Here is a 21,200-nt window from a genome sequence, read left to right as displayed (position 1 = left end):
AAATATCCAGTTCCGAAAACCGCTGGTTGTATGAGGTAGTTGGTCTAGAATGTCGATATGGCATTCATTACCGATCAACTGACTCGACAGCGCTACGCTTTAGCTAGACAGGCACGCGATGCACGCTTTGATGGTGAGTTCTTTATTGCCGTAAAAACTACCGGAATTTATTGTCGACCAATATGCCCAGCGAATTCGCCGCTGGAAAAAAATGTTGATTACTATGAATCCGCGATCTCGGCAGCGCACGACGGTTTTCGCCCTTGTTTACGCTGCCGTCCAGACAGTGCGCCACATTCATGTGCCTGGCGCGGCACCGATACCACGTTTCGCCGCGCCCTAAAGCTGATTGAGCAAGGCGCCTTACAGCAAAGTTCCGTCACACAATTATCTGATCGTTTAGGCATATCGGATCGTTATTTGAGAGATCTTTTCCAAGCCAAGTTGGGTACCTCGCCTAAGAAGTACGCACTTTATCAACAATGCTTGTTCGCTAAGCAATTGCTGCATGAATCTGCCTTATCGGTTACCGATATTGGGTTTGCCGCAGGGTTTAATAGTGTCAGGCGATTCAATGAGGCGATGCAGCAGCAACTTGGGCTTGCACCTCGCGATATTCGTAAGGACAAGGCCAGCAAGGGGCTTGGCATTACCTTGCGGTTATATTACCGGCCGCCGTACGCGTGGCAGGCCTTAATGGCGTTTTTAGCACAGCGATGCATTGACGGTTTAGAGTGGTGTGATGGCGATATATATGGCCGCACCATCCAGACCGAGACCGCACAAGGCTACTTTCAAATAACTAAGGTGGTCGAGCAGAATCGACTGGATTTGACGCTCCACCTCGATGATTATCGACAGCTTAATGCGATCGTTCAGCGAGTACGTAGCTTGTTTGATGTTGACGCCCCAATCGCGCGAATAGATGAGCAGCTACAAGCCTTGTTAGGTACGCGCTTCAACTACCTTCCCGGATTACGTGTGCCAGGCATTTGGAATTCGTTTGAAGCTGGCGTTCGCGCGATCTTGGGCCAGCAGGTGTCGGTTGCAGCGGCACGCAAGCTGGTTACATTAATGGTGCATGAGTTGGGCCAGACTGTTCATCATGAAGGCATTGCCGTCAGCAAACTATTTCCGACGCCGACGGCTGTCAGTGCGAGTGATTTGGCCTTTTTGCGAATGCCTGGAGCGCGCAAGCAAACGCTACGACGATTAGCCGATCATATGCTGACCGCGGCTGACCCCGATGACGTTGATGCATGGATCGACATTAAAGGAATCGGCCCATGGACGATTAACTACGTCAAACTAAGGGGTAGTCACGATTCGGATGTGTGGCTAGACGGTGATGCGGGGATCCGTAATGCTATGCAAACCATTCCGACCAGCCTTGATATCGATCAAGCACGACCATGGCGAAGCTATTTAACCTTTCAACTGTGGAACCAACTGTAAGTGGTTCACGATTATTTAATGAGACTAACTCATGCAGCCAGCATCTTTTAACGATTTTTTAAGCACGCCTCTGGGAGACTTAGAGATAGTTGCAACTGAATCTAGTGTTGTATCGATATTGTTCGTAGAGCAAGTGCGAACCAGCCAGAGTAATGCTGTGACGGAGCAGACTAAAACGCAGTTGGCAGAGTACTTTAATGGTGGACGACGGGCGTTTGACTTACCGTTGGATGCTGCAGGTACTGAATTTCAACAAACGGTATGGCAAGCATTACGAACCATACCGTTTGGCGAAACGCGTTCGTACGGAGACGTTGCGACGCAGATCGGGAACCCTAAAGGGTCACGAGCAGTCGGGCTGGCCAATGGTAAGAACCCCTTAACCATCGTAGTGCCGTGTCACCGGGTTATTGGTGCCAATGGTGCGCTGACCGGTTATGCATCGGGTGTGGAGCGTAAAGCCTGGTTATTGCGGCATGAGAGTGTTATTTGAGGGGTTGCTCGGCCTTCTCTCTCGATAGCGGCTGTCATATACTGTGGTTGATTTATTAAAGATTAACGACGCCAACTATTAATGGAGTAATGATGACCACGCCAAACGATACTAACCCTTATGCTATTACCCCTCAGGCTGATCTGGGGCAAACGAGTACGCGCTCCGGCGCTAACCTTCGCTATGCTGGATTTTGGATTCGGGTTGCAGCGACAGTAATAGATACCATTATTTTAATGCTGGTTATTATGCCGCTGATGTTTCTTGTGTACGGTGGCGATGTGTTGTCTGAAGGAAACATGTCGAACGGCTTTTGGGACGTCATGATCAGTTACGTGCTACCTGCCGTCGCTTATATCGTACTGTGGGTTAAAATCGGCGGCACTCCAGGTAAGCGACTCCTTGGGTTGCGTATCGTTAATGAATCCACTTTGCAGAATCTAACGTGGGGGGCGGCGATAATTCGCTACATAGGCTACTTTGTGAGTATGTTTTTACTGTTCATCGGCTATATATGGGTCGCATTTGACAAAAAGAAGAAAGGGCTCCATGACTATATGGGGAGTAGCATCGTAATTTACGACTAGGCCGCTTGCTGAAAAGGTGTCGTTCGTTGACATTGCCCGATAATGGCCGTGTTGCATCGGCACCTTTTTCTTGGCTTTGATGGTTAGGCTCGCCCGTTTACGCTTCACATTTGATAAACGGCTAAGCGTGTCTTGCATGAGTAGCCTGCCAACTGTCTAGGATGACGGCGTGTCGCTAGCTATTTATTTGTCGCAGGAATGAATTTCAATCCGAAACAGATTGAGAAGATTTCATCAATGTATGATGTGATATCGGTAAACTGTACAGCCCCTGTGGTGTATACGGCTGGCTGAACAGTCCGCATTCAGAAGATGAATGGCAGGAAGCTAGCGTTAGATAGACAGTTTGTCGCATAATACGGGTCGAATTTAGGAGGCGCTCGCTTCCTGCACGGAATAATTATTAACTTAGAGGCCAACTTGATGTTTAAAGGAAGCGCAATCTCGGTAAAGATGCTCGACGGTGGCATCGCCGAAATGAATTTCGATTTACAAGGTGAATCGGTAAACAAGTTTAATACTCAAACGGTCCTAGAGCTGGAAGAAGCGTTGGGTCTTTTGGATGCAGCCGACGATGTAAAGGGTCTGTTGCTTACAAGTAGCAAAGGCGTTTTTCTGGTTGGTGCCGATATTACAGAATTTGTACCGCTGTTTGGTAAGAGCGATGGCGGCGGAGTTGGGTCGCACCTTGCGAAAAATCACGATAACTTTAATCTGTTAGAAGATTTGGATTTTCCTACCTGTATCGCGATTAACGGTTACGCCATGGGCGGTGGGTTAGAGCTAGCACTAGCATGTGACTTTAGAATTATGAGCACAGCCGCCAAAGTTGGCTTGCCTGAAACTAAGCTGGGTATTATTCCCGGCTGGGGCGGCACCGTTCGTTTGCCACGTGTAGCCGGTGCTGATACAGCAATTGACTGGATCTGTTCAGGTAAAGAACAACGACCAGACGTTGCGCTGAAGGCCGGTGTGGTCGACGGTGTCGTTGCTCCAGAAAACCTCCGTGAAGCAGCCTTAGCCGTTCTGCAAGATGCTATCGACGGCAAGATGGATTATGAAGCGCGTCGTGATCAAAAAACCGAGCCGCTAAAGTTGAATGAAACTGAAGCGATGATGGTATTTGAAACTTCCAAAGCATTTGTTGCGGGAATGGCGGGTCCTAACTATCCAGCGCCAATCGTAGCGATTGAGTGTATGCAGCAAGCTGCTCGCAAATACCGTGATGATGCCATTGCGATTGAACGTGCAGGATTTGAAAAGGTAGCCAGTACCAGTGTGGCTGAGTCCCTTGTTGGCTTGTTCTTAAGCGATCAGTTGATTGGCAAGAAAGCCAAAGGGTGGGAAAAGAAAGCCGATAAGAAAGTAGAGCGAGCTGCTGTGCTCGGTGCAGGGATTATGGGCGGTGGTATCGCTTATCAGTCTGCCTACAAGGGCACACCGATTAAGATGAAAGACATTAACCAAGCCGGTCTTGACCTTGGTTTGAGTGAAGCTAATAAGCTGTTGTCTAAGCAGGTAAACCGCGGCCGTATGACGGTTGAGAAAATGGGGCAGGTGTTAGCGTCGATTGATCCGACCTTGTCGTATGATAATTTTGATGGCGTGGATATTGTGGTTGAAGCCGTAGTTGAAAATCCTAAGGTAAAACACGCTGTGTTGGCCGACGTCGAAAAACATGTCACTGATGACACGGTGATTGCGTCAAATACGTCAACTATTTCTATTACCTATTTAGCTGAAGCGCTTGAGCGCCCAGAGAATTTTTGTGGCATGCACTTCTTTAACCCAGTGCACGCAATGCCATTGGTTGAAGTGATTCGCGGTGAAAAGACTTCGGATACCGCCATTGCGCGCACAGTTGCCTATGCCAACGCGATGGGTAAAAAAGCAATTGTGGTGAATGATTGCCCAGGCTTTTTAGTCAACCGTGTTTTGTTCCCGTATTTTGCTGGTTTCATGGGGCTGTTGAAAGATGGCGCTGATTTCCAACAAGTTGATAAGGTAATGGAGCGTTTTGGTTGGCCAATGGGACCCGCGTACTTGATGGACGTGGTCGGTATGGATACGGGTCATCATGCCGAAGCGGTTATGGCTGAAGGCTTTCCAGATCGTATGACTAAGACCTACAAAACGGCCGGCGACGTTATGTTCGAGAACGACCGCTACGGTCAGAAGAACGGCAAGGGTTTCTATGTTTATGAATTAGATAAGCGCGGCAAACCTAAAAAGGTCGTATCACAAGAAAGCTACGATTTGCTGGCACCTGAGACGGCTGAACTCAAAGAGTTCGATAAAGATGAAATCATCGCTCGAATGATGGTGCCGATGGCGACTGAGCTAGCTCGTTGCTTGGAAGAGGGCATTGTTGGTTCGGCATCGGAAGCGGATATGGCGTTGGTATACGGCGTTGGTTTCCCACCGTTCAGAGGTGGTGTTTTCCGTTGGATCGATAGCATCGGTATCGATAAATTTGTCGCCATGTGTGACCAGTATAAGCACCTAGGAAAGTTGTATGAGGCCACTGACGCGATGCGTGAGATGGCGGCAAACGGCACTAAGTACTACACACTGTAACGATAAGATTAGATAGGACATTATTATGAGTATTAATCCAAGAGATGCAGTCGTTGTTGATTTTGCACGTACTGCCATGGGCCGTTCAAAGGGCGGTTGTTTTCGCCATACGCGCGCGGATGAATTGAGCGCAGAAGTGATCAAAGGTCTGCTGGCTCGCAATGAGGCGCTTGACCCAGAAGAGATCGATGATTTGATTTGGGGTTGCGTAATGCAGCGTGATGAGCAGGGCGTTAACCTAGCTCGATTTGTCGGCTTGTTAGCTGGTTTACCACATACGGTGCCCGCTCAGACAGTGAACCGTTTGTGTGGCTCTTCTATGTCGGCAATGCACACCGCCGCAGCCAATATCATGGCCGGTATTGGCGATGTTTACGTGGTTGGTGGCGTTGAGCATATGGGGCATATCGATATGAATAAAGGTATCGATCCAAATCCTGAGCTTGGTTTATATGCGGCCAAAGCGGCAGGTAGTATGGGCATGACGGCCGAGATGTTGGCGATGATGCACGGTATTAAGCGCGAAGATATGGATAAGTTTTCTGAGCGTTCACACCGTTTGGCTGCGAAAGCGCGTGCCGAAGGCAAGTTCAAGAATGAGATTATTCCAGTTATGGGTCACGACGAAGTCGGTCGTCCATTCATGGTGATGCATGACGAAACGATTCGTGAAGAAACCACAGTAGAAGGCTTAGCGGCGCTTCGCCCGGTATTTAATCCCAAGGGCGGTACGGTAACAGCCGGTTCATCTTCGCAGATAACTGATGGTGCTTCAGCCATGATTATCATGTCGGCTGAGCGTGCCGATGCTCTTGGTTTAAAGCCGAAGGCGCGTATTTCTGCCATGACACTCGCTGGTGTTGATCCGTCTATCATGGGTTACGGCCCCGTTCCTTCAACCGAGAAGGCGTTGGATCAACTCGACCTTACGATTGATGATATTGACTATGTTGAGCTGAACGAAGCATTTGCCGCACAATCGTTGCCAGTGCTTAAAGATCTTGATTTGCTCGATGATATGGAAGAAAAAGTCAATGTGCATGGTGGCGCAATTGCGTTGGGCCATCCGTTTGGCTGTTCAGGTACGCGTATCTCTGGTTCTTTGTTAACCGTTATGGAGCAACGTGATTTGACTCTCGGCATTTCGACGATGTGTATTGGTTTAGGGCAAGGCATTACTACGGTAATGGAGCGCTTAAATTAATCGTTTATAGCCACCAGTATCTGGAAAAGGCCTTGCCAGTATGTGCTGACAAGGCCTTTTTTTCGCGTTCTGGAGTCGTTGCGTGAGTAGCGTTGGTCGAGCAACGTTACTTGATCAACAAGTCTTTCATTTTACCCGCTGCTGTGACCATTAACGATGTCCAGTCGCCTGACTGTTGTTGGCGTAAAACATGTGTGCTTGGATACCACGTGCTCGTCGATTCGTCTTCTAGCCAGCGCCAGTCAGCGTGAGGCGATAACAGCACGATGGCGGGAACATTTAAAGCGCCAGTCAAATGGACTACCGAGGTGCAAACACTGATCACTAAATCAAGCTGCTGGATTAGTTTGCCGGTGTGTGAGTAACTGATTAGCTCTTGCTCTAAGTCCTTCACGTGATGCTTGGCTAAGGTTTTCTTATCTGCTTCGTTGAGCGGTGTCTGTAGACTGTAAAAATCGAATTCGGAATTGTTGCTCAGCTGCATCATTGCATCAATCGGGCATGAGCGGTGATGGTTGATTTGTTGGGTTGCACTACCCGCCCAGACTATGCCTATTTTGGGTTTGCCTGTGTTTGGTAGTTCGGGCACCACCACTTCTTTAGCCAAACTGAGGTATGGCATCGATTTGGGTAAATTTTCGAGGTTGATATCGAGCACGCCAGCTAATGACATGATTGGGCAATAGACGTCGAATAAATCACCGGGTAGATTGCCGGGCAAACGTACTTCATCCACGCATTCCATTTCGCGAAACAGTAAGCGAAGCGGCTCGGTGCAAACGATTACTAACTTGGCGCAGCGTGCTCTAACTAACGGTAGAAAGCGTGCGAATTGTATCGCATCGCCGTTACCCTGTTCGGTATGCACTAAGATTGTTTTGTCGCTGATATCTTCGCCATGCCACTGCTCTTGTGGGCACTGAAATGGCTGAAATGTTGGCATCTTCCAACGCCACTCATACTCTTTCCAACCTTGTGCGTAGTCGCCGAGTTTGAGTTTGACGCAACCTCGATTGAAATGCGCTGTGGCATAGGTTTGATCGGCGGCAATCGCGGCTTCGTAACATGTTATGGCTTTGTCGAACGCGAGTTTTCCGGCCCATGCGTGTCCAAGACTATTGTGCGCTTCAGCATGATTTTTCTGAATGTTAACGGTCTTTTCAAGATACTGTATCGCGTCATCCCATTGCTCCGTATCTGAGAGCGCTACACCAAGATGATAAAGCACGGTGACGTTTTCAGGTTCTTCTTTGAGTATTTCATGATACTCAGTAATTGCTTCATCAAACTGGCGGCGTCGATGATGTGCAATAGCTTGCTCGAGTTTGACTAATTTTGGATCAGGCGCGGTAAAATCTTTGAGCGCCTCGTCCGGGATCGAATACGAGGTGTGTAATAGTGGGTCATCAAGATCCAGTAGGGCCGGGTAGCGCCATGGCACTAACTGAACTGAGAAAATTTCCTGAACGCCGCCCGAGAAAACCAAAAAGCCAACTGTTTCGCCAGTTTCTATGTCGACAATCCATACTCCGCATTTGCGATCTTGCTCGCGCTCAGTGAGTGGCAGGCCGGCGAATACCGCTGTTTCTCGGACTTCCGATAAGCCGATTAAAGCATAACGTTCGATAAAATCGATACCACGACAGAAGCCAGGAACTTGCGCAATTACGGTCTTCTCACCAGTGTTTTCATCAATGGTGACCAGTTGTCCTGCGCCAGATTCAAGTACCCAAAGTTTGTTTCGATACCAGCGTGGTGAGTGTGGCATCGATAAGCCTTCGGCAATCATCTTATTGTTCTCGATGTCCATGATCATGCCGCCGAAGGCTTTGTTTTCTCGCCAACCTGCTGGTTTGTCTGAGGTTCCAAGCGCGCTAACGTATTTAGGTTTGCCGTCGCGTATGGCTAAACCATTTAGGTGGCAGCGATCGGTCAGGTCATAACCGCTAATGAATGGTGGACGCCAACGGGGCACAATGCTGTGATTAATGTCTAAGGTACATAAGCATGACATTTTGGTATTGACGATCCACAGCGTGTTGTCGCTATCAAAACCCATCTCATGAATGTCTATATCGCCAGTTACATGAGTTCGACGAGGTAAGAATGCGCTATCATGGGTATTGATTGGCTCAACCTTGGGGCCAACGTTGGCCATATTGAAATAATCGATTACCTGCGCGCCAGCACCAACGCTGAGGCGGCCATTTGAGAAAGCCACGCCCATTGGCTTCGGCAGCGCAACAAAGTGTGTATTTAGTGCGGAATCATTCGCTCTTAGCAAGATCAATTTGCCGGCCTGATAGGTTGACACTACCAAACTTGCTTGCGCCTGATTGAGTAATTCAGGGAACGTTGTGGTGTGTTGACTATGTAATGCGTCGGCCATGATTTGTCACAATATAAAATATTTTGGCACAGTGTAACTAATATGACATATGAGCGACAGAGGCTTAACCCTGTGATTTTCTGGCATGCGTTGATTGTTGGCACGCGCTAGTGTTTAATGCGCGAATGGATACAACTAAAAAACTAGCCGTGCTAATTGATGCGGACAACGCCCAGCCGAGCATCATCGATGCGCTGCTTTCAGAAGTAGCAAATTACGGAACCTCAAGCGTGAAGCGAATATATGGTGATTGGACATCGCCAAGTCTGCGCGGTTGGAAAGAAGTGCTACTCGATCATTCGATACAGCCAATGCAACAATTTGCTTACACCAAGGGCAAAAATGCGACCGATAGCGCCATGATTATCGATGCGATGGACTTGCTCTACAGCGATGCGTTTGACGGGTTTTGTATTGTTTCAAGTGATAGCGATTTTACTAAGCTAGCTTCGCGTATACGTGAGTCTGGCTTGGCGGTTTATGGTTTTGGCGAGAAGAAAACGCCCTCTCCATTTGTGGCGGCATGTGACAAATTTATCTATACCGAAGTGCTCAGAGCCTCAGTAGACGACGACCCCAATATTAGCCCTAAGACGAGTCAAGAGCTCAAGCAGGACACTAAGTTGGTGACGTCGCTACGCAAAGCAGTGGATGCATCATCAGACGAAAGTGGTTGGGCTCAATTGGGGCCGGTTGGTAGCCATATTAACAATCAAGCATCGAACTTTGATCCACGCAATTACGGGTATACAAAATTGGGTGAGTTGGTTAAGGCGATTAAATTGTTTGAAGTTGAAGAGCGTCCGATCGGTAATGGCCGATCCAAAGCGGTGTATCTACGGGCCAAAACTACACGGTCTCGCAACACGTCTAAAAACGCTAATAGTTAGATTGCGAAGGAGAATCATATGACCCCCGACGTACGTGAAGTTGTGCTGAATAAAGAGCCCGTTGAACTTTATAAAATATTGAAGTTTGAGGGCTTGGTCGCCAGCGGTGGTGAGGCGAAGTCGGTGATCGAGCAGGGGTTAGTCAAAGTGAATGGCCAGCAAGAAATGCGTAAGCGGCGTAAGCTGGTTGCTGGTGATATTATTTTGTTTGATGATCAACAATTAGCATTAACTGTGAATTAATTGAGCAATTGTACAAAATTGATTGAACCACGCTCAATGCTGATGTCTAATCCAGCTTAGACTTCGCGTTTCGGGTGTAATGCAAGGCCCCTGTGGTCGATCAACGGACTGCTCGAGACTCTCACAATAATAATTAACTGCGACCTATGAGTGACTCTCTCATCTACATGCTCAATGCTGTTTGGTTTAAACCTGATGGCGGAAATGAGCTATACCGTAAATACATGCGAGCCGTCACGCCGCTTATCAAGAAGGTGGGCGGGCGCAAGCTCAAAAGCTTTGTGCCAGACCGAGCGGTGATCGGTGAATTCGATGCAGATTTAGTATTCTTTATTGAGTACCCGAGTTGGGACGCATATAAAGAATTTGCCAACGGTGCGGAGTACCACAAAATCGCTTATATGCGTGAGGAGTCAGTTGAAAAATCACTCCTCATCCGTTGTCTGCGACCCGATAAACCGTTTCGTTAAACCGTTCAATTCGATATTGGGTCGGTTTCAACAAGGCTTGATGTTGCCTCACCGTCGACTGATTCTAGGGCCGGGCTATTAATAAGGTTTTGGTCTGATGAATCACAGTACTGCGCCAGACTATCGCACCAACTATTTGGCTCAGTCACGGCCGCACCATTGCGCACACGTCGGTATGCAGCGGTGTGTAAATACAGGTCGCGGCGCAGTTCATTGATGTAGCCTAGCGGCTCATGTTCTTGAATCGCATGCCAAGGGTTAAACGACATGGCTTCACACATGGCATTTTGTTGTGGCGTATCGAATTCTTGTTTAGGGATATGTATCCGCGCTACTGGAATAAACGGCGCGTCTTTTTCCGACCAACGAACGGTGGTGTCTTGGATTGGCATTCGTGCATCGGGGTCGCGTATTTGGACCATGAACTGAAAGCACGCATCCTGAGTACGTAGCAATGACGCCATAGCATTTCGCAGAAAATTAGGGTCGTCCTTATTGATAAATTCGGAATCATAATTTTCACACGCCTTGGCGCTGTATTTGATTTGGTGCGGCCCCAATTTATACGGTGACATACTGTAGTACTGGGTAGAGAGCGGGGTATTGGGCGCAGTGGTTCGGGTTCCTAGGCCCAAATACAATTCACGCAAATTCCATTTGAATGGATTCAAATAGTGTTCGCCAAAAAAATAAGTGAATGGTTTGCCTTCTGCGGATAGACGCTCGAGTTCACGATAACCTTCGATCGTTCTAATGAAAAACGCCGGTGAATTAATCATGACAAAATCTTGCGTTTTACCGGCAAGCGCAGCGGGCAGTAATTGCTTACCTTCGACATTCATTACTTTTATCGCCATGCCTCGCGCATCTTTTTTGGTGTCAGCGAGTGCTGGAACCGTGCCGTTAGAGAACCTAATCCAAGCTTGATAGCGACCTGGTTCGCGAAATAGACCGTGGTTGTAAACAGACTGCGACTCGAATACATCAAATGTTGCTCGCACACAGCCGTGTGCTTTGGAATGGGCATCTCGTTGGTACTCTGGCGTGCGGTATCGGTCTACCAGCTGTCGCACAGATTCAATGATGGCAGCGTTATCGGTGTCTCGTTGCGCCACCGCGGCAGGGCTATTGTCCACTAGGTCAGCATCGGGATTTCGCAACATGCCCGCGGCCATCTGCCAGATAAATACGCCGACAAATAGCAGAGCATAAGCGGCGGCGACAAAAAGAATACGTTTACCCCAGCGTCGCGCAAATCCTAAAATACGATTGAATCGGCGCTTAATTGTGTTGGCTAATTTCATTGCGGAGCCCTCGAACTAGTGTTTTCAGGCCACTCAACGGCAGCGCAATGGGGTTGTGTTTCCGGGTTAGGCCGAGGGCCATCCGAGTGAACTTTGAGATACTCAATGATGGCGCGGCGTTCGTGTTCGGTAAGTTGGCGACAGTAGCCTGGTTGGTCTTTCAATTGATACCCAATCACACCATCACCGCACAGGCCATCGTTAAATTCATGGCCTAAATTGCTATTGCCGGTCTCACTGGTATTAAACTCAAATGCGCCTTTAAAGGCTTTCACGTTTAGTCCTAAGTTCTCTGGATCATATTCACGCCGGCCTAAATAAAATTTCGCATCACGAAGGTCGGCAGGTAGGAGTAGCTGGTAAATACTGGGAACTGACCCGTTGTGAAGAAACGGGGCTGTAGCCCATACCCCTTCAAGTGGGCGTGGTCGATATGCTCGCCAAGCCACTGGATTATCCGACTCGCCAAAGCCGTTAAGGTCAGCGACTAAAGGTGCTTTGTTGGGTTTGGCGGTGTAGCCTGACTCGTCCATTAAACCCCAATCACGGTATTGCTTATAGCGTATCTCACCACCAAGGAACTGTAAGCCTGGTCCGAAAGCCGTTTTGCTTGGGTCGGGAATAAGTTTCGGGTCCGGTAGTCGTAAGTTGGCACCGCTGGCACGCGCTTCCGAAATAGCATCGACTACGGTGCTTAAATCGTAGGTGTTATTGATCATGTTTTCTGCCGAGGTCGGATCAGTGCCAATGTAGCTCAGCGGAATATGAATCATTTCCCAATAGCCCCCGCGTTCAGTTTGTAGTTCGAATGTTGGGTCTGGTCGATCATTCCCGAGCCAGGCGTTCGAGCCCAATTGAACCGTTGGGTGTTTGGCTCGATTGTTTAGCTCCAATAACTGGCCGTCTGCTCCAGTCATTAATGGCCCGTGACAGGTTGTGCAAGAATGATTTGACGCTGTTTGCGAATAGTCAATTTTTCCATCGACTGCTTGGCGATTAAACGGCCCATGACAGTTCGCGCATACTTCGCCGAATATCTTTTCTCCTTCACGGCTTAACTCAGGGTCAACCTTGCCAAATACATTTTCTGGCCAAGTTGGTGGTTTGAGGTGCTGCAGTGTGGTTTCGATGCAGTGCATTTCGGTCATCATTACAGAGTTGTCGTATAGGCCGTCGGCATGCACGAAATTTGCCGGAGCCCGAGTGCCCATGGCTTCGTTCACATTACGTGCCATAGCTTGACGTACTGAGCCCATCCACTGTACCCAATCGAACGCCCATATATCCCATACGTGGGGGTAATTGACTGGAGCGTCGGCCGTCTTATAATTTTTGTCTGAAATATAGTCGCCAAACACGGTGTTTGCGATTCGCCCTAAGCCATCGGTGCGACCGTAGCCCTCGGTAGTAGGGTAAAGAAAAAAGTTATTCTTGCCATAGCTTAGTGCTTGTTTAATCGAGGTTAACGTGGTGTCTCGAAGCTTGGCTTTTTCGGCGGAGTATTCGGCTTCAGGTACATCGTGCAGGACCTTTTTCGCAAAGCGATTAAATTTCAGTGGATTTAGGTAGGTGACCGTTAACGACACAATGCTGCTGGTCATAAACTGGGTTGGATCCAAAGAGGGAAGTGCGTGACCGCCAGCCCCGCCATCGATCACTAATGCGGTTCCTCGGTAGGTGAGTTGCGATGAATGACAAGCCGCACAACTGACATCTAAAATTTTTGCATCGGACGCTTTATCGTAGTGCCAAGTGAGCCCGATCGGCAAATCATCGGGGTTGTTGGGGTTGGTTTCAGTCGCTGGATCATAGATGTAACCGAGGCGCTGCATGAATTCACGTGTGACTAACGGCTCCTTGCCGACCGGTTTTTCGAGCGCGCTAATCCAATCGTATTGTAAGCCAAAAAAGTTAGTGCCTTGGGGCAGGCGATAATAGTCCTGACGCTGCTGGTCGCACCAACCTTGATAGCTTGGAACCATTAAATCATTATTAGGATCGTCGGCATTTGGATTGCTTGGGTGCGGGTTGACGCAGTCGAGGGTGTCGCTCGGGTTGAGGAATTGGTAGTCGGTAATCTCCTGGTAGCCCGGTATGTCTGGATAATTCGAGATTCTCCATAAGGCGATATAAACAATCACGGCCAGCACCGTGATGAAGCCCAGTATTGAACCTAACCAAACTCTCCAAGAAAACAACCGCTTTTTCCATTTGCCCGTTTTGCTGCCCGTCATATTGATCCCAACCCTATCCTTTATTATTTTAATTATTAACCCGCCAGTGTTGTTGCGTCGAACTGACTCCCATTAAAGTTAAGTTTTAAGCCAGCTACCTCCGAGCGCGCTTTGAGCAAGTATCCCGATGCACCGCAAGTAATATAAACCGTTTTCATGTCCGGGCCGCCGAAACAGATGTTTGACGGCAATGGCGCGAAATTGTGGTTTGGCAGCTCAATCGGAAAATAGCTCACATCTCCAGTAGGAGTGACAATTGAAATTCCGCCATTAGTCATCGGATTATTGCCATCGGGCAGCATTGTCGCTACGTAGAGATTGCCTTCGCAATCGATGGCCATAGAGTCTAAAACAGACTGCCCCACGAAGTTTGCTGTTAATAAGTGCGAGCCGTCGAGGGTCCCTTGCGCCGGTCCAGTAACACTATTGGCTTGGATAACCCCGGGTGCAACTACGTCATAGTAGACAATCTTGCGCTCAAAGGTCAAAGCAACATAGAGGCGTTTGCCGTCGGGCGACAGTGCGATTCCATTTGGATTATTTAATGGGTAAACAACTTGTTTAATTGCTGAGCCGTCAGCTGCGGCGTAATAAATACCGGTAATGTCTTTATCACGGTCACGCATTTTGCCCCAGTCACTAAACCAAATGCCGCCCGCTGCGTCGACCACTAAGTCATCTGGGCCACATAATGCATACGCGGGATCCCAAGGTGTTTGGCTGGTTCCGGGGGGGGATTCGCGGTTGCTGCAATCTGTGTATAGAGTGCTAAGGCATTTACTGGCCGGATCGTATTTCTGGAGGCTGCCGCCAGTGTAGTTAGGTGGCTGGTTACCGCCGACCGACAAGGATTGACCCGTCGGTAGATTGATTGGAATCCAGTCAAAGCCACCATTGCTACAGATGTAAATTGAATTATTGGGGCCGACTGCTGCGCCATTCGGGCCACCAGGAATGGCAACAATTTTTTTTACTGGGTCGCCATTCGCTGGTACCAAGGTGAGTTGTTCCCCCTTGATTTCAACTAGCAATATACTGCCGTCTTGGCAATGGATTGGTCCTTCTGGGTAGCCAAGCCCAGAGGCCATAACTTCTAATGAACTTAGATCTAGCGATGCCATGCAGTGTTTCCTTGTTTAATCTCTGTTGTGTTTTTAGCCCTACTTGATGAGTTTGTACTCCTTTAATCCATCGACAAACCATGAGGCGTGCTCTTGGCCTCCGACTATTCGGTATACATTCTCAGCGAAAAGTTGAGACGTTAAGTGTGGATTGATAGTGGCTGCGTTTTCGATTGCAATTATCGCCGAGCTTTCGTCCCCGAGTTCGCAGTGGGCATTAGCCATCAAAAAGTAGTTGTGAACCCAGCCTGGTTGCTGAATTAAGCTTTTCTTAGTGAGGCTGATAACTTGTTCATAGTTCTTGTGTCGGAGTTCGACCACCGCAAGGAAAAAATTCCAATAAGGTGCAGACGGATGTTTGGGCGCAGTCGCAAAATTCTCTAAGATCAATTGCTCAGCTTCTTCAACATCTGCTTCGTCGCCAGTAAAGGCAAGAAGCAAGGCTAAATAGCCACGTGAAATTAAATTGAGTGGTGCCATCTGCACAACGCGACGTAATGCGAGTTCGGCACGGCGGCTTTCGCCAATGTTTTGCCAAACCACACCGGCATTTTCCAGTACATCAATGTCGTTGGGAGATTGCTGGTAGGCAGTTTCGATTAAAGCGCGAGCTTCGTCGGCGCACGCTTCATAGTCTTCACAAATGCGCGTTGTCATTTGCTGCGCTAATAACATGGCGAGTGAGGCTCTGGCGCTAGCATAGTTAGGATCGATCTTGATGGCTTGGCGCAAATAATCGCAGGCTTTGAGAATCCCATCAGGGGTAAAGTTGGTGAGCCAAAAATGAAAGGCTTTCTGGACCAAGCCCCATGCATCAAGGCTTTGCTCCGGTAGCGAACCTGCAAACATGGTTTCAGCTAATTTCACTTCGCCTAATACCGCGCCAACAATACATTTTGCGATATCTTGTTGGACTTCAAACAAGTCTTGAATTTTTCGGTCGTAGGTTTGCGCCCAAATTTCAGCATTCGCGTTAATGTCTGAGAGCTGTGCGATAACGCGAATCCGATCGTCTTTATGTCTTAGACTGCCAGTTAAAACAAAGCGCGTATTGAGTTGTTCAGCAATCCGTTGAATATCAGCTTTGCCTTTACTGACTTGATACGACGACAGCCGTGAGCTCACGCGGATATGCGGAACCATGGTGACATGCGCAATAATTTCCGACGTGATGCCGGCGGCTACAAATTCGTCTTCTTCATTGCTCGATAAGGCATCGAACAGCAGTACCGCTAATGAAAAGTTATTATTGTGCAGCGCGGTGACTTTTGGCGCATCATCCGATTCGGTTGGTTTTTTGGATTCTTCAGAATTGCGCTGAAGAAAAGGCGTCAGGATATATCGCAGGGCTCCGTAGGTAATACCGGCGATGACCAAAATGGCGGCCATAGCGGATAGCGCCGACTCATTGTCGGTTAACCATTGGACTGTGTAATTAATTAATTCCACGTTGCGAAAAAACCTAAAGAGTGTGTCAGCGGGTGATTATAGTCTACCGCTTGGCACAAGACTACGGTTAGCGTGAGTGGAGCTAGGTTTTATGCAGTGTAAAAGTCTAGATTAATGCCGATTTCCCCTTGGTTTCCTTGGCGTAGCACCTGTATACTCCCGCGCCCGACGGCACCGCGAGTGATTTGCCGTACTTAATTTAATCAGGGCCCGCTTGAACGCTCAGACTTCTTTTTTTCGCCCACCCTGTGACTGGCGACTGTCACGGAGTTAACTAGGTCAACAGTGCCCGCTAAGTGTTAGCTTTCAATTCGAAAGCGTGGAGCACACATGACTGAAACATCAAAATTGCCGCTGTTTAGCGAACTAAATTTACCTGAGCCTATTCTTCAAGCAATTGTCGATCAAGGCTACGAACAACCTTCCCCGATTCAAGCTGAGAGTATTCCTTCGTTATTGGCTGGACGAGATCTGCTTGGACAAGCGCAAACCGGCACCGGCAAAACGGCGGCTTTTGCGTTGCCCCTGCTGAGTAAACTTGACCCTAAGAGCTCGGCAACGCAACTGCTTATTCTTGCACCTACTCGTGAGTTAGCAATTCAAGTTGCTGAAGCTTGCCAGCAATATGCTAAGCATCTCAAAGGCATCAATGTGCTGCCTATCTATGGTGGTCAGTCTTACACTATTCAGCTCAAACAATTATCTCGTGGTGCACAGGTTGTAGTTGGCACACCGGGTCGCGTTATGGATCATATGCGCCGTAAAACATTGTCGCTTGACGGTCTCAAGGCGCTGGTATTGGATGAAGCTGATGAAATGCTGCGAATGGGATTTATCGATGATGTTAAGTGGGTACTAGAACAATCCCCTCCAACGCGACAAATTGCCTTGTTCTCGGCCACGATGCCGCGTGAGGTTAAGAAGGTTGCTGATCAGCATTTACAAGACCCTGTGCATATTAAAATTGCCAGTAAAACTGTTACCGCTGCCAATATCAAACAACGTTATTGGATCGTACGTGGTACCAATAAGCTGGATGCCATCACACGTATCTTAGAGAGCGAAGAAACTGAGGGCGTGATTGTATTTGTGCGCACCAAGACCGCGACGGTTGAATTGGCTGATAAGCTGTCCGCACGCGGCTTTCGCAGTGAGGCGCTGAACGGTGATATTCCGCAAGCGAACAGGGAAAAAATTATTGATCGCTTGCGTGGCGGTAAACTCGATTTATTGATCGCTACAGATGTAGTGGCTCGTGGTTTAGATGTAGAGAGAATCAGTCACGTTATCAATTATGATGTGCCGCATGATACCGAGAGTTATATTCACCGAATTGGTCGTACCGGTCGCGCTGGGCGTTCGGGTCAGGCAATTCTGTTTGTTGCGCCAAGGGAAAAACGTATGTTGTTCTCAATTGAACGCGCAACTAATCAGCCAATCACGCCGATGGAACTTCCTAGTGTGGCTGACATTAATCGCAATCGTGTGGAGCGGTTCAAGCAACGAATCGTTGAAGCGGTTGGTAGTGACGATATCGATTTTTTCTCGCAATTGATTACCGAGCTACAACACGACCAAGAGATTAGCATTGAGCAAATCGCGGCGGCGGCGGCATTTCTGGCGCAAGGTGATACTTCATTGATACTCGATGAAGCTGTGCTTAAGCGTGAAAAAGCGCATTCGTCAGCGTTTGATCGAAGTGGCGATGATCGACCTTTTGAACGTCGTGAGCGGCGTGAGCGAGGCGATCGGCGTTCCGAGGATAAGCCGGTCCCTAAGGTTCAACCAACGCCCTTAAAAGATTTTCCTGACGTTAAAATGCAGCGTTTTCGCCTGAGCGTTGGTCGTCGAAACCAAGTTAAGCCTGGTAATATTGTCGGTGCGATTGCCAATGAAGCCGAGCTCGAAAGTAAGTACATTGGTGAGATTGAGATACGTGAGGAATATTCGACGGTAGATTTGCCGGCGGATATGCCTAAAGCGGTTTTAGCCATCTTAAAGCGAGCGCGAGTCGCTGGCCGACCATTAGAAATTATGCCGTTTACTGGCGATGAAGCGCCTGCATCACGTTCAACTCCACAGGCCGCTCGCCCTGAGAAGAAACGTTACACTTCAAAAAAAGGAGCCGGCAGTAAGTCTGGTGGAGTATCCGATTATGCCAAGAAGAAACGCAAGGATCGTAAGAACGGTTAACGTCTAGCGACGTGGTTACTAAAAGGTCAGCAAACTAAGTCGGTTTATCAATCAACCGACTTAGTTTATTCTGGGCTGATGTGGCGAAAGATCTTTATTGTTAGCGGAGTAGGCTTTCTGCTTACGCTGGCCTTGGCCGGTTGCAGTACTGTCTCGTACTATTCACAGAGTGTGGTAGGCCATACACAATTGATGCTGGCGCGCCAGTCAGTAGACAAACTAATCCCGCAAGCCCCTGATCAGCTTAGGAATCAACTTGAGTTATCTAAGCGATTAAAGCGCTTCGCCGAACAGGCGTTGAGCTTGCCAGCCTCAGGTAGTTATTCGCATTACGTGGCGCTGGAGCGTGAGTACCCAGTTTGGAACGTGATTGCCGCCCCAGAGTTTTCAGTCGAACCTAAACAGTGGTGCTATTTGGTTATTGGCTGCGCTGCTTATCGCGGTTATTTCGCTGAAGCTGCGGCCCAAAATTATGCCTTGGTGTTGCAGCAGCAAGGCTATGAAACGCTGGTTGCTGGTGCTCCCGCTTATTCGACACTGGGTTGGTTTAATGATCCAATTTTGCCGTCAATGTTGCGCTTTGGTGATATTCATTTCGCTGAAACATTATTTCATGAACTTGCTCATCAACGACTCTATATTAATGGCGATAGTAATTTTAATGAGGCATTTGCTACCGTGGTCGGAGAAGTTGGAACCGAACGTTGGCTGCAACAAACAGATACGCAGGCGCTGGCGAAATATCAAAAACAATTGGTCGCTGTAGATCAGTTCCACCAACTCGTTCTGAGTGTAAAAAACGAGTTGGCCGCGGTATATGCTCAATCACTAAGTGATGCGGAGCTACGTCAGGTAAAAGCGCAAATATTTACTGATATGCGAGCGCGGTACGAGAATTTGAAACATGAAAAATGGGGAGGGCGAGGTTGGTATGATCGCTGGTTTGATAGCCCGGTTAATAATGCTCGCCTTGCGGTGTTTTCGACCTATCGAGATGCAGTTCCCGAGTTAAAGGCTTTATTGGCTAGATGCGGGGGAGACTTAGCCAAGTTCTATGCGGTGGTATCTGCCATGTCGCATAGTGATCCGGCAATTCTGAGATCCGACGAATGCATAGGTTCGGAGTTATCAGATAGCTCTGAATTATGAATCGGCGCAGCTGTTGCGTCGTTGCCTTATTGGGATTGATCTGTGTATGCAGCTACACGAAGCACTATTGCAGGCATTAATTGAACGCGCCAGTTGTACGCGCCTGGCAAAACCGGTTAGTCGAGCAACGCCAAAATGAGGTGAGTTGGGTCGCAGTGGCAAGAGATTGCTGCTTGGGTTCCGAAAGTGGACGCTAAACTACTGGTAGGTGAGGGCGGCGCAATTTGCTTAGAATAAAAAAAATCGATGCGCCATTATTTAAATGGGCATCGATACAATAGCCAGTGTAATCAAGGAATATTTACCCGATTACAGGGTGAGGAATCACACGGGCTTTTACCTTCAATTTGCTCTTGTGAAATGAGCAGTGGTAGCGCTAAGCGAGATCTACTTTGGTAGCCTAGGAATGAGTCACGATGGTAATGCCATGTCTCGAGCTTGCTACTTAACGCTATGTAACCGACGCTTTGCGATTAGGCTTTTGCGTAGCTCACTTCGCCGTCTTTAGTGACTTTGCAGTACGCTTTAATATTCTCTGCTTCGGTAATGACTTTAAGAGTAATGTTGTACACGCCACGCTTTTCACGAATCTTTGTTGATTTGCTCATTTTGTAGTCAGGGTGAGCTATTTGCGCTTTCTCTTTACAAATACTAATCGCTTGACCAGCGCTTGATACTTCAGCGGCTTGAGCTGAATGGATTGGAGCTAGGGTAGCGACAAGTAGGCTAGATGCTGCGGCGAGTGTGTTTAAGTGTTTCATGGAATTACCTCTAGTTTAATATTATAAAAGTTGGTTATGTCTGTCAGTCACTTCGGTTATATCAGAATGGATGTTCTGGAAATGACCAAAAAAAAATCGGTTATGGCTTCAATAGTGTCAATGCGCACCGAACGTAGTCTTGACGTTCTTGTAAGCTGCAGTTCTGTTTAGTCATAGCAATCAGGGCGCGCTCTATACCCATTACGAATGTCACCAAATCGTCAATTGGCAGTGGACGCATTTCGCCGTCAGCCAGTGCATGTTCGATAACTACGCGATACGTACGTCGATTTTCAGCAAAAATACTGTTGATAATCTGATTAACATTGTCATCGCAACCCGCACGCTCAATCGCAGCTTGGTGTGCAAAGCAGCCTTCGTGCTCACTGTTCTCTAGCTGATCTAGCACGCGATCAAAATGTTGCACTAAGCTATCATAGTTGACGCGAGAGCCACACAAAGGTTTAACAAAGTAGTCGTGAACTTTTTGTTGGTATCGTTTCAGCGCGGCACAATAAAGCTGGTCTTTATCTTTGAATGCTTGATATACACCGTATCGCGCTACCCCTGATTGTCGAACCACATCTGCCATTGAGCAAGCTTTGTAGCCCTTCCTCCAAAAGAGGTCGAGTGCTGCGTCTAAGACAGTTTCAGGTTCAAATTCTCGGGTACGTGCCATAT

Annotated in this window: 17 protein-coding genes; 10 read left to right on the top strand and 7 right to left on the bottom strand. The window is 48.2% G+C overall.

Features of this window, described 5'->3' with window-relative positions; all coding sequences use genetic code 11:
* Window positions 1–57 precede the first annotated feature (57 nt).
* From DFR28_RS10880 to fadA, 5 genes are all read left to right on the top strand, one after another.
* Window positions 58–1,455 (top strand): DNA-3-methyladenine glycosylase 2 family protein, encoded by a 1,398-nt coding sequence (locus DFR28_RS10880; protein WP_113954336.1) that lies wholly within the window; start codon window positions 58–60, stop codon window positions 1,453–1,455.
* A gap of 31 nt (window positions 1,456–1,486) precedes the next feature.
* Window positions 1,487–1,948: a methylated-DNA--[protein]-cysteine S-methyltransferase gene (locus tag DFR28_RS10875; protein WP_113954335.1), complete on the top strand. Its 462-nt coding sequence runs from the start codon at window positions 1,487–1,489 to the stop codon at window positions 1,946–1,948.
* 92 nt (window positions 1,949–2,040) lie between these two features.
* Complete coding sequence (locus tag DFR28_RS10870) at window positions 2,041–2,535, top strand: RDD family protein (protein WP_113954575.1); 495 nt, start codon at window positions 2,041–2,043, stop codon at window positions 2,533–2,535.
* Window positions 2,536–2,955: 420 nt separating this feature from the next.
* Window positions 2,956–5,112: a fatty acid oxidation complex subunit alpha FadB gene (gene fadB, locus DFR28_RS10865; RefSeq protein WP_113954334.1), complete on the top strand. Its 2,157-nt coding sequence runs from the start codon at window positions 2,956–2,958 to the stop codon at window positions 5,110–5,112.
* A gap of 25 nt (window positions 5,113–5,137) precedes the next feature.
* Complete coding sequence (gene fadA / locus DFR28_RS10860; RefSeq protein WP_113954333.1) at window positions 5,138–6,316, top strand: acetyl-CoA C-acyltransferase FadA; 1,179 nt, start codon at window positions 5,138–5,140, stop codon at window positions 6,314–6,316.
* A 106-nt stretch (window positions 6,317–6,422) separates the two neighbouring features.
* Here the strand turns inward: fadA and DFR28_RS10855 are convergent, their stop codons facing one another.
* On the bottom strand, window positions 6,423–8,705 hold the full coding sequence (locus DFR28_RS10855; protein WP_113954332.1) for a TIGR03032 family protein: 2,283 nt from the start codon (window positions 8,703–8,705) through the stop codon (window positions 6,423–6,425).
* Between the two features lie 125 nt (window positions 8,706–8,830).
* On the opposite strand from DFR28_RS10855, the gene DFR28_RS10850 reads away from it, so the two are divergent.
* The 3 genes from DFR28_RS10850 to DFR28_RS10840 all read left to right on the top strand — a co-directional run bounded on the left by DFR28_RS10850 (window position 8,831) and on the right by DFR28_RS10840 (window position 10,308).
* Window positions 8,831–9,595 carry an NYN domain-containing protein gene (locus DFR28_RS10850; protein WP_113954331.1) on the top strand — a complete coding sequence of 255 codons (765 nt, stop codon included), beginning with the start codon at window positions 8,831–8,833 and terminating at the stop codon, window positions 9,593–9,595.
* A gap of 18 nt (window positions 9,596–9,613) precedes the next feature.
* Window positions 9,614–9,838 (top strand): RNA-binding S4 domain-containing protein, encoded by a 225-nt coding sequence (locus DFR28_RS10845; protein WP_113954330.1) that lies wholly within the window; start codon window positions 9,614–9,616, stop codon window positions 9,836–9,838.
* A 146-nt stretch (window positions 9,839–9,984) separates the two neighbouring features.
* Window positions 9,985–10,308, top strand: coding sequence for a DUF1330 domain-containing protein (locus DFR28_RS10840; RefSeq protein ID WP_113954329.1), 324 nt, complete (start codon window positions 9,985–9,987; stop codon window positions 10,306–10,308).
* Window positions 10,309–10,313: 5 nt separating this feature from the next.
* Here DFR28_RS10840 and DFR28_RS10835 read toward each other — a convergent pair whose 3' ends face one another.
* Genes DFR28_RS10835 through DFR28_RS10820 form a run of 4 tightly spaced genes read right to left on the bottom strand, consistent with a single transcriptional unit; the run spans window position 10,314 to window position 16,416 of the window.
* The gene (locus DFR28_RS10835) at window positions 10,314–11,612 is read right to left on the bottom strand and encodes a catalase family protein (protein ID WP_113954328.1); all 1,299 of its coding nucleotides are present in this window, start codon (window positions 11,610–11,612) and stop codon (window positions 10,314–10,316) included.
* The gene (locus tag DFR28_RS10830) at window positions 11,609–13,846 is read right to left on the bottom strand and encodes a di-heme-cytochrome C peroxidase (RefSeq protein WP_113954327.1); all 2,238 of its coding nucleotides are present in this window, start codon (window positions 13,844–13,846) and stop codon (window positions 11,609–11,611) included. Before DFR28_RS10830 ends, DFR28_RS10835 begins: the two co-directional genes overlap by 4 nt.
* A gap of 35 nt (window positions 13,847–13,881) precedes the next feature.
* Window positions 13,882–14,967: an SMP-30/gluconolactonase/LRE family protein gene (locus DFR28_RS10825; protein ID WP_113954326.1), complete on the bottom strand. Its 1,086-nt coding sequence runs from the start codon at window positions 14,965–14,967 to the stop codon at window positions 13,882–13,884.
* Between the two features lie 39 nt (window positions 14,968–15,006).
* Window positions 15,007–16,416, bottom strand: coding sequence for a hypothetical protein (locus DFR28_RS10820; RefSeq protein ID WP_113954325.1), 1,410 nt, complete (start codon window positions 16,414–16,416; stop codon window positions 15,007–15,009).
* A gap of 330 nt (window positions 16,417–16,746) precedes the next feature.
* On the opposite strand from DFR28_RS10820, the gene DFR28_RS10815 reads away from it, so the two are divergent.
* Window positions 16,747–18,609: a DEAD/DEAH box helicase gene (locus tag DFR28_RS10815; RefSeq protein WP_113954324.1), complete on the top strand. Its 1,863-nt coding sequence runs from the start codon at window positions 16,747–16,749 to the stop codon at window positions 18,607–18,609.
* A 78-nt stretch (window positions 18,610–18,687) separates the two neighbouring features.
* Window positions 18,688–19,758 carry an aminopeptidase gene (locus tag DFR28_RS10810; RefSeq protein ID WP_113954323.1) on the top strand — a complete coding sequence of 357 codons (1,071 nt, stop codon included), beginning with the start codon at window positions 18,688–18,690 and terminating at the stop codon, window positions 19,756–19,758.
* 473 nt (window positions 19,759–20,231) lie between these two features.
* Here the strand turns inward: DFR28_RS10810 and DFR28_RS10805 are convergent, their stop codons facing one another.
* Entirely contained in the window at window positions 20,232–20,519 is a 288-nt protein-coding gene (locus tag DFR28_RS10805) for a hypothetical protein (protein WP_113954322.1), read from the bottom strand.
* Window positions 20,520–20,619: 100 nt separating this feature from the next.
* A complete protein-coding gene (locus DFR28_RS10800; RefSeq protein WP_113954321.1) occupies window positions 20,620–21,198 on the bottom strand; it encodes a TetR/AcrR family transcriptional regulator in 579 nt (192 codons plus the stop codon).
* Window positions 21,199–21,200: the final 2 nt, after the last annotated feature.

The organism is Arenicella xantha (assembly GCF_003315245.1).
Classification (GTDB): Bacteria; Pseudomonadota; Gammaproteobacteria; order Arenicellales; family Arenicellaceae; genus Arenicella; species Arenicella xantha.
This window is presented reverse-complemented; position numbering and strand designations above follow the sequence as displayed.